Here is a 10,021-nt window from a genome sequence, read left to right as displayed (position 1 = left end):
CTCGCATGCAGAACGGCCCCCGCGGGGGCAACGCGGAGGCCGCTGTTGAGGCGCCTCAGGCCGGGGAAACCTGAAGCAAGAGAGAAATCTCTCGCCCGCAGGATGGTTCCTGTGCCTTTGACGGCGAAATGCGAGTCAGCCTTCGGCGTTAGGGTATCTTGATGCGCAAGGCAGCGAGGCCCGCCGGCGTGATCCGGTACGTCCCTGCCGTGCTCCCACGTTCGATCCAGCCCTTTGGCAGCATGTTTACGATGGTGCGCTGGCCGGTGGGCTCAAGAGCTCTCAGTGTCAGCTCGCGACCTGCCCGCAGTTTCTGCAATGCATCTCGCTCTGAGCTGGTCGGCAGATGGCTGGCGCGGGCTGGCATCTATTTCTTGGCCTTCAGTCCGATCTCAACTAGCCGACGAATAGCCTCGCTGCGGGAAACCTCGTGCTCGGCGGCCCATGCATCGATCTGGGATGTGAGTTCAGTCGGCAGGCGAATCGCGCTGACCGGGTCTCGCCCGGTAGCAGGACGGCCAGCACCGGGTCTCGCGCCTCCGTGTGTTTTTGGTATTGCCTTTTTCATAAGGTGTAATACCAAATTCAAGCTTGCCAAGCAAGCGGCCCGGCCGCGACCTCAGTCGAGTCGACGCGGTCGAGGCCCGCTACAGCAATGGGGCGGGCTTCTTTTTGGGGGCGGGGCGAATATTCTCACGTCAGCTTGTAAACATCCTCGGGCCCCAGGTTAAGCAAACAACCGCTGCTGCTCAGCTGTCGTGCGATATTCAAAACTTCCGCCGCCCAGCCTTCAGGCACGGCTGCGAGTATCAAGGTCAGCGCCTGACTTGGCTTGGCCAGCGCAATCCAAATGTGGGTTTTCGCGTCGTCGCCAGTCAATTGAACGACGGTGAAGGAGTTGCCGAACGACTCTGCCATTTCGTTCAATGCGGCACTAGCGCTCGGGTTTCTAATCCGAGGCGACTCGATCTCGCTTTGCCGGTCTTCCTACCTGCATATTATCCAGCGCGGTCGGCGGCTGCAGACCGGGAGAGGTCAACCATTCATTGATGTGCGAGGCCGTTTCGGCCTGGCGAGCGCGCTTGAGGTAGAGCTCCCGCTGGGTGCCGGGCGGCAACTGTGCTGCGGCTTCCTTGAAGCGCGCAGCTTCCTCGGCCAATCTCTCTTCAAATGTCTTAGTATGTTTGGTTCGGTTGCGACGCTTGACCATGACGCTGTGCTTTCCGTAGTTGGAGAAGGCGGGAGCGCGGTGACAGCGTTCTCATACCGATAGTTACCTGGAGCCTTGCGGTAGTGGGACCTACACTAATCCCTTACAATTTGGTTTCTATAACCTGCGTTAACTTACTGATATATATTGAGAACTACTCAAGTGTGGCAAACTACTCATTTTACTGGGAACACAACATTACCGACGTCCCACGCGCCCCGGCTTTCTACTTCCCCCCATTCATGGCCTCGGCGATCTTGCCCGCGATTAGATCCGCAGCCCGCTTCGCGGGATTGACCGCAATGTGTGCATAGCGTTGCGTGGTGCTCGCCTGCGTGTGGCCCAACAGACGCCCGATGATTGGCAGACCAAGATCGGATCCCGCTCCGACGCTGGCGAAGCTATGACGCAGGTCGTGGATCCGCACGTCCTCGATGCCAGCCCGCTTCCGTACGGCATCCCATGGGCGCTTCAGGTCCGCGCGGGGTTTCTCGTGCTTCGTGCCCGCCGATTCACCGGCGATCACATAGGCGCCGACGCGGGGCAGGGCATCCAGTATCGCGACGGCTGGCGCTGATAGCACGACCGTTTTCTGGCCGGTCTTCGAGTCAGGCAGGAACAGGAGGCCGCGGCCTGCGTCGTATTCCTTCCAGCGAAGATCGAGGATCTCGCGCAACCGGCAGCCAGTGAACAAAAGCAAGCGCAACGCTGCTGCGGCATGCCGATCGATATTCGTCAGGCGGTTCTCAGGCTTAGGGGCGTGCTTGGTTTTCTTCGACGGATCAGGCTCCCACGGAATGCCGACTGTTTCAGCCTCGCGAAGAGCATCACCAAGGCGCTGCAGTTCTTGTTCGGTGAGGTAGCGCTGCCGCTGCGTTTCGGCGAATGGCGTGATGCCGGCGGCAGGATTCTCAGTACGCTTGGGCAGGATCTCCTCACTGAGGCCGAACTCGTAGATTGTTCCGATCAGCGACACGACGCGGTTTGCTGCGACATCGTGTCCGGCTTCTTTGATCCTGAGGTGGACGCGGTTCACGTCTGAGCGCGTGAGAGCCGTGGCTTTCTTTTTGCCCAAGGCCGGACGAATATGATTTTTTATGTATCCGCTATTCAGACGGATCGTGCCCGCCTTGCATTTTGGTTTGAGGTGGTCCCTTACGAAACTATCGATCAACTCGTCTACGGTTTCTGCCTTCCTCGCAGCGCCTCGCTCGGCGGCCGGGTCGGCGCCCAGCTTGACCTTGGCCAGCAGTTTCTCAGCGGCGTCGCGCGCCTTCTCGGGCGAGAGCGTGGCCGGTGTACCAATTACCATTCTCTTCTTGGCAACGCGCCTGCCGCCCTCGCCAGGGCGATACTCCACTATCCAAGACCGTGCGCCGGTGGGCGTGACCTTGACGCCGAACCCGGTCAGTTCTGAATCGTAGAAGATCGTTGGTTTTGTCACGGCAGGAAGGCCGCTAACGGCCCGTCGCCCCAACTTCAGTATTGGCATCGCTTCCCCCAAATAGTCGCCACCGAGTAGCCACCGGATTAGGTATTGAGCGGAAAGGGAAGGAAAGCAATGGAAAAGGGATGCTGAAAATACAATAGCATTTTCAAGTGATTATACGCCGTACGGAAGTGATCGGCACACTTTGGAACCCGACGGAAAATAACCTGCTAAGTTTTGGGTACTGCAGGTCGTTGGTTCGAATCCAGCTGCCCCGACCAGTCCCGAGGTTGAAGCTCCTTCAATTCCCTCGATATTGCGCCGCGCTCATCCCGTTCCGTTGCCGCCGACGACGGTCAGGTCGGCAGGATGACCCCCGCGAAATTGCGCCCGCCGCAACTTTTGCGTGTGTCGGCGTGCCGGCGGCGTTTCGATTTCAGAACAACAGCCAATCGACCAGGCGCCAGGCGATCCAGGCGAGGGCGCAGATCCAGCCCAGCATTGCGATCCCGGCGACGCCAAGCCCGCACAGTGCGAACAGCGAACTTTCAGTCTCCGGCGTGCCCGAGAGCTTCTCGGTCGTATCGATTTGACTCACTGCATCCCCTTGGCTTGCGGCCTGCTGTTCGTTGGTCTCTGCTCGCTCGTGAAAATTCACCGGCCGCGCTCCAGCTCACACGGTCGTGAGACGAGATGACCGTCCGTACATCGCGCGGGCATGGATCGCAGCCACGCGGCTTCCCCGGACGGACGGGAAGGACCTGCAACTCATGGCGCGGTGATTGGTTGCGACCGCAGAGGCGGGAACTGCACGCCGCAGCGACAGACCTACAACGCGCAGGGCACGCTCAGCGCCGGTGCGCAGAGCCCGTCGCGCATCTGAGCGAGCGCGATTGCGGGGGATGGGCAGGCGGGCCTATGGCGACCTGAAGCGCGCGCGAACCTTGCTTGAAGCCTTGCCTGAAGCCCTGGCGCTTGTTCTTCGCCAAACGCCACTTCTGCGCGATTTTTCAAGGCATTGCGCCGGCCGGCCCGCCGCAGAATTCGCAAATTGCTTCGAACCTTTGGCTGTCGCCATAGACATATAGGCATTGGGGATTTCAGCGCCCAATGCCTAAACGGACGCCGCCAAGCGATGATATTCCGCTTGAGCGGCGTCGCGCTATTCCGGGGATCAGTTCGTCGCGTACCAGCCGAGCGGAAACGGCAGGAACGGCCACGCCAGATGATTGTCGTTGGCCGCCTTCGGCGGTTCAGAGACGGATGTCTTGACTGTCTTGATGCGCGGCGCAGGCGGCACCGTGCACACCGCCAGGCGCAAACGTCCACATTGCATATTCATTGTGGTGCCCCAGTCAGCAAGTCATTTGAAAAATGAAAATCAGTTCGCAATTGCCACGCGTCCAAAACGGCGCGCTCATTCTCAAATTGTGCACGCATCATAGAAAGATCGGCGCCGGCTTTCAACGGGTCTTGGCGGGTACCCACGAGGGGTAAGGTTGACCAGTTAGGTTAAGGCCGAGTGGTTGTTGCAGCCACATTCCTGGCTGATATCAGGTCGGCAAGGCTCGCGATGGGGTGCCTGCAATCGGTGGTCACACAGGTCACAGTTCGTCGCGGCGCTCATATCTTGTGAGTTTTGCGTCATGTCTTTCGATCGCAACGTCCGAACCGTCCATCCGCAGTCGAGCTGGACCGAGATCTGGCACCTCTGGACCGTGATCGTGCCTCGCCGCTCGATCAACGGGCAGCTCGTCTATGGAAAGGTCTGGCGCCGCCACGACGGCCGCGACTGGATCTACAAGAAGTTCACCGAGTACGACACCGAGGCGGCCTGAGCCGGCTCCGCTGCCGCAACTGAATCTAGCGCCCCGTTCCGATTTCATCGGAACGGAAACGGCTCTAGGCGGCCTTTGCGGGCGAGGCGGCCGCCGCAGGCTTGGGCGGCGGCGGCTTCAACGGCTTGTCCTGCTTTTTCGACCAGGAAATGTAATAGGCCACCGTCGTCATGATCGCGATGCCGGCGATGCTGACGAAGATCTGCGCGAACAGCGAGCCCGAGCTCATCGACAGCTCGAAATGGCCGACGAAGGACAGGAACACGCCGACGCAGAATACGGCGAGCGACTGCTGGCCGCAGACGATCAAGGGATCGAACACCTTCCACTCCAGACCAGGCCAGTCCTTCGGCACGAAGCGGATCACCAGGATCACGATCACGACGAAATGGAGGAAGCGGTAGGGCGCAAGGTTGGTCTTGTCGTTGGGGTTGAAGGCCGAGAACAGCCATCCCGGGAGCATGCCGCCGAGGGTGGGGAAGCGGCCGGCCATGGTCATGACCAGCGCGAAGGCGAGATAGCCGAGGCAAAGCCACAGCGTGATCGGCGAATTGATCACGGCTCCCGAACGCCGGGCGCCGCCCATCGCGCACCAGGCGCCGAACACGAACAGCACCTGCCAGGCATACGGGTTGAAGTACCACTGGCCGGCCGGATAGGCGGTCAGGTTCAGGCCGTAATGGCGGGCGGCGAGCCACAGCACGATGGACAGCGCCATCGTCAGGTCGGGCTTGCGCAACATGAACCACAGCACCGGCGGAAACAGCCCCATCAGCACGATGTAGAGCGGCAGCACGTCGAGATTGAGCGGCTTGAAGCGCAGGAACAGGCCCTGGCGCAGCGTCTCGGTGGCGTTGTCGACGAGGCCGGCGACGTTGAACTCGTTGATCATGTCGGAATCGCCGAACCGCAGCGCCAGATAGCTGATCGAGGCGATGTAGATCACGAACAGGATGATGTGGGCGACGTAGAGCTGCCAGACCCGCTTGGTCAGCCTCGTGGCGCCGACGATGAAGCCGCGCTCGAGCATCATGCGCGCATAGACGAAGGAAGCGGTGTAGCCCGAGATGAAGACGAACAGGTCGGCGGCGTCGGAAAAGCCGTAGTTGCGGGTGGTGATCCAGTTCACCACGTTGTCGGGGATATGGTCGAGGAAGATCGCCCAGTTCGCGATGCCGCGAAACAGGTCGAGCCTGAGGTCACGGCCCTTTTCGGGAAGCGTGGCGTTGATGTTCAGGAAGGCCATGCGACGGAAGCTTTCGGAGGGGGCGGATACGCTGGTGTCGGCGAGACAGGGCCGCCGGGCGGGATCCCGGCGCGGAAGGCGGGTACGCAATTGTCACGGTGCAGCATAATGACTATACCCGTCGGCAACGCACCCCCGGGGGGACCGGAATCACCGATCAGTTCCCAAAAGGTGTCTCTATACTATGCCCGCGGTTTCCACCAACTGCTACCGTGACGCATCGAAATCGAACGAAAAGACCAAGAGGCCCGGACCACCCATGACCGCACGCATTTTCAAGCCCGCCAAGAACGCGATGCAATCCGGCCGGTCCAAGACCAAGGAATGGCAGCTGGATTACGAGCCGGAGCAGCCGCGTTCGGTCGAGCCGCTGATGGGATGGACCTCGTCCGGCGACATGAAGCAGCAGATCACGCTGCGCTTCCACAGCAAGGAAGAGGCGGTCGCTTATTGCGAGCGCAAGGGCATCGCCTACCAGGTGATCGAGCCGCAGGATTCGATCCGCCGCCCGGTCGCCTATGCCGACAATTTCTCGTTCCGGCGCGGCGAGCCCTGGACGCATTGAGGGGCGGCTGGCTGCTCCGACTTCATACGACGTGATTTACTCGTCATGCTTGGGCCTTGTCCCGCCTGCGCGGCCGAAGCCGCTTCGGCGAGGCGAAGGCCCGGGCATCGACGTCTTTGGGGTCGAGTGAAAGAGCGCGGATGGCCGCGACAAGCCCTGGCATGACGGCGGGGGTACCCCGCCCGCAGACATGACGTCGCGTCCGATGATCCCGATCCACGGACCAGCTGTTGCGCCGGGCTCCGGCCCCTTGGCAGCGATTCCGCCGCGTGCTTCGCTGACGTCATGACGGGATCATGGCGAGGTGGGGGATGGCCGGGCGTGACCAGCTCGACGGCATCGATCTGAAGATACTCTCCGAGCTGCAGCAGGACGGGCGGGTGCGCAACAACGAGCTGGCGCTGCGGGTCGGCGTGTCCGCGCCCAATTGCCTGCGGCGGTTGAAATTGCTGTTCAGCCGCGGCGTGATCCGGGCGGTCCGCGCCGTCATCGACGAGCGGCTGCTCGGCTATGAGGTGGTTTCGTTCGTCTCGATCCAGCTCGTGAGCCAGGCCCAGCCGGTGCTGGAGGCGTTCGAGAGCTCGATTGCCGCGATCCCGCGCATCCAGCAGTGCTGGCGGATTTCAGGCGACACCGACTACCTGCTGAAATGCGTCGCGCCGAACGTCGAAAGCATGCGCCAGCAGCTGCTGCATTTCGCCGCGATGCCTGACGTGAAGAACGTCCGCAGCTTTCCGGTGCTGGGCGTCGCGAAGGATGTGCCGCTGCCGTTACAGGATGTATTGGCGGCACCCGTCGGATAGGGCGTTCAAGTCTCGCTACTGAAGTTCCGAAGTCGGGGGCGCTTGCGCGCGGTGCGGTCGATTCGGATAATTACAATAGCTTAGTAACTCACCTAACTGTGACATGTGATTTTGGCAGGACTGCAATGCGCGCAACCGTGATTGTCGGCATCTTTGCGCTGCCTAGATGCAGGGTGTGAACCTCGGTCTGCGTCGCACGCCGGGGATGCTTTTGTGGGACCCTAAGCAGGAAAAGACATCATGACATCGACTTCGAAGACGATCGCAGCCTCTGCTGCGACGCTGTTTGCGTCTGCGTTTTTTGTTCTGTCGGCGCCGGCTGCGAAGGCCGACGATTATTGCATCACCAACGGCGCCCAGGCCGCTCACGGCTGCGGCTATCCGACGATGGAAGCCTGCCGTCAGGCGGCCGGTGGCATCGGCGGCACGTGCTCGCAGGCCGGCGGCGCCAAGACTAGCAACGATGCGCTCGCCTTCCAGCCGAAGCAGACGAAGCAGCCCAAGGCTCGCCAGGGCGCGCAGAACTAACGCCTGAGATCGCGACCTGATCCGAGAGATTGCGTCCTCCGAGAGTGATCTCGGAGGACGTCAATTTATGACAAGCAGGTGACGCCGCGCCTCAGCGATAGCGCTCGCGAAATTCGCGCGGGCTAGCGCCGGTCCAGGTGCGGAAGGCGCGCGAAAAGCTCTTCTCGTTGCGGAAGCCGGCGATCTCCGCGATCCGCTTGATGGGGGCGCGGCCGCGCATCAGCTCCTGCTTGGCGAGCTCGAACTTTGCCTCTTCCTTGAGGTCGCGCAGCGAGGTCGCTTCCTCGCGCAGGCGCCGGTGCATGGTGCGGGTCGAGAGCGCCAACTCGCTTGCGACATCCTCGGCGCCGAGAATGCGTCCGCGTGCATTGCGCAGCACGCGGCGGACGCGCTCGACCAGCAGCCGGTCGCGCCGGTAGGGCAGCACGGTGAGCCGCAGCGCGCCCTTGAGCATGCTGTCGAGATCGGCGGGGCTGCGGGTCAGCGGCAGAGAGAGATAATGTTTGTCGAACACGATACGGGCGCCGTCCGCATCAAAGCTCAAATGCCTGCAGAAGATCGTCGGATAGACCGAGACGTGGCCCGGCTCGGAATAGGGAAACTCGGCCGCACGCAGCGCGATCGCGGAATCGACGGCCCAGCAGGAAAAGCCGAGGACATAGCGGAGCAGGGTGACCAGGCAGAATTCACGCAACGGGCCAAGGTCGCGCTGCTCGCGAATGGAGATGGTCGCGGTCTCATCACCAAGCGAGAGCTTGAACAGCACGTCCTCGGTCAGCAGGCGATGATGCCGGCACCAGCGTTTTAGCGCGACTTCGAGATTGGGGGCGGTGATCGAGGCGCGGCACAGCATGCCATAGGTTCCCCAAGGCAGCCGGCGCGAGAACCAGCCGAGCGCCTCGTCGTCGAGCTCGCGCATGGCATGGCCGGCCAGCGCCTCGAACTGGGCCGCCGTCACCCGTCCGTCCCGGGATCGAACAAGGTCCTCGGTGACCTGCCCCTTGCCCAAGGCCTCGACCGGATCCCGTCCGTAAAGGGCATAAGCGGCAACCACGCCGCGGACGAAGGCGGCTGGGGTCATGGCGCGGCGGGGCGTCGCGGTCGCGGCTTGAAAGGGCATGAAAAATCCTCGCCAAACTTGGCGGAAAATGCAACCTTTTCGACCGCTGGGACGCCCGGGCGGGGGTAGGTTCGGACCCGACAAGAATACGGAGGAATCGCCTTGAACATCCCGAGCATCGATTTCGATCTGGGCGAAGACATCAGCATGCTGCGCGACACGCTGCGCGCCTTCGTGGAGGCGGAGATCGCCCCGCGCGCCGCCGAGATCGAGAAGGCCAATCTGTTCCCGGCCGACCTCTGGAAGCGCTTTGGCGACCTCGGCCTGCTCGGCATGACCGCGCCGGAGCAATATGGCGGCTCCAGCATGGGCTATCTCGCCCATATCGTCGCCATGGAGGAGATTTCGCGGGGCTCGGCCGCCGTGGGGCTGTCCTACGGCGCCCATTCCAACCTCTGCCTCAACCAGATCCGCCGCAACGGCAACGACGCGCAGCGCGCGCGCTATCTGCCGAAACTGATCTCCGGCGAATATGTCGGCGCGCTCGCGATGTCCGAGCCCGGCGCGGGCTCCGACGTCGTCTCGATGAAGCTGCGCGCAGACAGGCGCGGCGACCGCTATGTCCTCAACGGCTCGAAGATGTGGATCACCAATGGCGGCGACGCCGACGTGCTGGTCGTCTACGCCAAGACCGATCCGGAGGCGGGCCCGCGCGGCATGACCGCCTTCCTGATCGAAAAGGACTTCAAGGGTTTCACCCACGGCCAGCATCTCGACAAGCTCGGCATGCGCGGCTCCAACACCTATCCGCTGTTCTTCGACGAGTGCGAGGTGCCCGAGGAGAACGTGCTCGGCAAGGTCGGCGAGGGCGTCAAGGTGCTGATGTCCGGCCTCGATTACGAGCGCACGGTGCTGTCGGGCGGCCCGCTCGGCATCATGGCGGCCTGCATGGACGCCGTGGTGCCCTACATGCATGAACGAAAACAGTTCGGCCAGCCGATCGGCGACTTCCAGCTGATGCAGGGCAAGCTCGCCGACATGTATGCGACCTGGCAGTCGGCGCGCGCCTACGTCTATGCGGTCGGGCGCGCCTGCGACCGGGCCGACCACGCCCGCACGCTGCGCAAGGATGCGGCGGCCGCGATCCTCTATTCCGCGGAGAAGGCGACGTGGATGGCCGGCGAGGCGATCCAGGCGCTGGGCGGCGTCGGCTATACCTCCGAGTTTCCAGTCGGACGTCTCTGGCGCGACGCAAAACTCTACGAGATCGGCGCCGGCACCTCGGAAGTGCGTCGCATGCTGATCGGCCGCGAGCTGATGTCCGAGACGGCCTGAAACCTTC

At 62.4% G+C, this 10,021-nt stretch carries 13 protein-coding genes; 5 read left to right on the top strand and 8 right to left on the bottom strand.

All coding sequences use genetic code 11. From position 1 onward, the window contains the following. Positions 1-367 precede the first annotated feature (367 nt). The 6 genes from AB7290_RS22340 to AB7290_RS22315 form a co-directional block, all read right to left on the bottom strand. Positions 368-568 carry a ribbon-helix-helix domain-containing protein gene (locus AB7290_RS22340; protein WP_441254542.1) on the bottom strand — a complete coding sequence of 67 codons (201 nt, stop codon included), beginning with the start codon at positions 566-568 and terminating at the stop codon, positions 368-370. A gap of 125 nt (positions 569-693) precedes the next feature. Next, positions 694-918, bottom strand: a complete 225-nt coding sequence (locus AB7290_RS22335) for a hypothetical protein (protein WP_441253846.1) — start codon at positions 916-918, stop codon at positions 694-696. A gap of 31 nt (positions 919-949) precedes the next feature. Continuing rightward, positions 950-1,210 (bottom strand): hypothetical protein, encoded by a 261-nt coding sequence (locus AB7290_RS22330; protein WP_441253844.1) that lies wholly within the window; start codon positions 1,208-1,210, stop codon positions 950-952. A 226-nt stretch (positions 1,211-1,436) separates the two neighbouring features. Beyond that, a complete protein-coding gene (locus AB7290_RS22325; RefSeq protein WP_441253842.1) occupies positions 1,437-2,702 on the bottom strand; it encodes a tyrosine-type recombinase/integrase in 1,266 nt (421 codons plus the stop codon). A 373-nt stretch (positions 2,703-3,075) separates the two neighbouring features. Continuing rightward, the gene (locus tag AB7290_RS22320) at positions 3,076-3,237 is read right to left on the bottom strand and encodes an RNA-binding protein (RefSeq protein WP_223153565.1); all 162 of its coding nucleotides are present in this window, start codon (positions 3,235-3,237) and stop codon (positions 3,076-3,078) included. Positions 3,238-3,813: 576 nt separating this feature from the next. Beyond that, the gene (locus tag AB7290_RS22315; RefSeq protein WP_201266177.1) at positions 3,814-3,981 is read right to left on the bottom strand and encodes a hypothetical protein; all 168 of its coding nucleotides are present in this window, start codon (positions 3,979-3,981) and stop codon (positions 3,814-3,816) included. Positions 3,982-4,285: 304 nt separating this feature from the next. On the opposite strand from AB7290_RS22315, the gene AB7290_RS22310 reads away from it, so the two are divergent. Further along, positions 4,286-4,477 (top strand): hypothetical protein, encoded by a 192-nt coding sequence (locus AB7290_RS22310; protein WP_063983450.1) that lies wholly within the window; start codon positions 4,286-4,288, stop codon positions 4,475-4,477. A 64-nt stretch (positions 4,478-4,541) separates the two neighbouring features. Here the strand turns inward: AB7290_RS22310 and AB7290_RS22305 are convergent, their stop codons facing one another. Next, positions 4,542-5,723: an OpgC domain-containing protein gene (locus AB7290_RS22305; protein WP_085401247.1), complete on the bottom strand. Its 1,182-nt coding sequence runs from the start codon at positions 5,721-5,723 to the stop codon at positions 4,542-4,544. 259 nt (positions 5,724-5,982) lie between these two features. Here AB7290_RS22305 and AB7290_RS22300 point away from each other — a divergent pair, with 259 nt between their 5' ends. The 3 genes from AB7290_RS22300 (at position 5,983) to AB7290_RS22290 (ending at position 7,619) form a co-directional block, all read left to right on the top strand. Beyond that, complete coding sequence (locus tag AB7290_RS22300) at positions 5,983-6,288, top strand: ETC complex I subunit (RefSeq protein WP_014495449.1); 306 nt, start codon at positions 5,983-5,985, stop codon at positions 6,286-6,288. 311 nt (positions 6,289-6,599) lie between these two features. Continuing rightward, positions 6,600-7,091: an Lrp/AsnC family transcriptional regulator gene (locus AB7290_RS22295; protein WP_085401248.1), complete on the top strand. Its 492-nt coding sequence runs from the start codon at positions 6,600-6,602 to the stop codon at positions 7,089-7,091. A 240-nt stretch (positions 7,092-7,331) separates the two neighbouring features. Next, positions 7,332-7,619 (top strand): DUF3551 domain-containing protein, encoded by a 288-nt coding sequence (locus tag AB7290_RS22290; RefSeq protein ID WP_063983447.1) that lies wholly within the window; start codon positions 7,332-7,334, stop codon positions 7,617-7,619. A gap of 91 nt (positions 7,620-7,710) precedes the next feature. Here the strand turns inward: AB7290_RS22290 and AB7290_RS22285 are convergent, their stop codons facing one another. Next, the gene (locus AB7290_RS22285) at positions 7,711-8,739 is read right to left on the bottom strand and encodes an AraC family transcriptional regulator (RefSeq protein ID WP_085401249.1); all 1,029 of its coding nucleotides are present in this window, start codon (positions 8,737-8,739) and stop codon (positions 7,711-7,713) included. A gap of 147 nt (positions 8,740-8,886) precedes the next feature. On the opposite strand from AB7290_RS22285, the gene AB7290_RS22280 reads away from it, so the two are divergent. After that, positions 8,887-10,014, top strand: a complete 1,128-nt coding sequence (locus AB7290_RS22280) for an isovaleryl-CoA dehydrogenase (RefSeq protein WP_094184069.1) — start codon at positions 8,887-8,889, stop codon at positions 10,012-10,014. The last annotated feature ends 7 nt before the right edge of the window (positions 10,015-10,021 follow it).

It is taken from the genome of Bradyrhizobium sp. 613_E4_N2_2 (assembly GCF_052075995.1).
Taxonomy (GTDB): Bacteria; Pseudomonadota; Alphaproteobacteria; order Rhizobiales; family Xanthobacteraceae; genus Bradyrhizobium; species Bradyrhizobium barranii.
This window is presented reverse-complemented; position numbering and strand designations above follow the sequence as displayed.

What these genes read in the sequence shown, in the direction of transcription:
- AB7290_RS22340 (WP_441254542.1), bottom strand. Translation starts at nt 568, where the DNA reads ATGAAAAAGGCAATACCAAAAACACACGGAGGCGCGAGACCCGGTGCT.
- AB7290_RS22335 (WP_441253846.1), bottom strand. Translation starts at nt 918, where the DNA reads ATGGCAGAGTCGTTCGGCAACTCCTTCACCGTCGTTCAATTGACTGGC.
- AB7290_RS22330 (WP_441253844.1), bottom strand. Translation starts at nt 1,210, where the DNA reads ATGGTCAAGCGTCGCAACCGAACCAAACATACTAAGACATTTGAAGAG.
- AB7290_RS22325 (WP_441253842.1), bottom strand. Translation starts at nt 2,702, where the DNA reads ATGCCAATACTGAAGTTGGGGCGACGGGCCGTTAGCGGCCTTCCTGCC.
- AB7290_RS22315 (WP_201266177.1), bottom strand. Translation starts at nt 3,981, where the DNA reads ATGAATATGCAATGTGGACGTTTGCGCCTGGCGGTGTGCACGGTGCCG.
- AB7290_RS22310 (WP_063983450.1), top strand. Translation starts at nt 4,286, where the DNA reads ATGTCTTTCGATCGCAACGTCCGAACCGTCCATCCGCAGTCGAGCTGG.
- AB7290_RS22305 (WP_085401247.1), bottom strand. Translation starts at nt 5,723, where the DNA reads ATGGCCTTCCTGAACATCAACGCCACGCTTCCCGAAAAGGGCCGTGAC.
- AB7290_RS22300 (WP_014495449.1), top strand. Translation starts at nt 5,983, where the DNA reads ATGACCGCACGCATTTTCAAGCCCGCCAAGAACGCGATGCAATCCGGC.
- AB7290_RS22295 (WP_085401248.1), top strand. Translation starts at nt 6,600, where the DNA reads ATGGCCGGGCGTGACCAGCTCGACGGCATCGATCTGAAGATACTCTCC.
- AB7290_RS22290 (WP_063983447.1), top strand. Translation starts at nt 7,332, where the DNA reads ATGACATCGACTTCGAAGACGATCGCAGCCTCTGCTGCGACGCTGTTT.
- AB7290_RS22285 (WP_085401249.1), bottom strand. Translation starts at nt 8,739, where the DNA reads ATGCCCTTTCAAGCCGCGACCGCGACGCCCCGCCGCGCCATGACCCCA.
- AB7290_RS22280 (WP_094184069.1), top strand. Translation starts at nt 8,887, where the DNA reads ATGCTGCGCGACACGCTGCGCGCCTTCGTGGAGGCGGAGATCGCCCCG.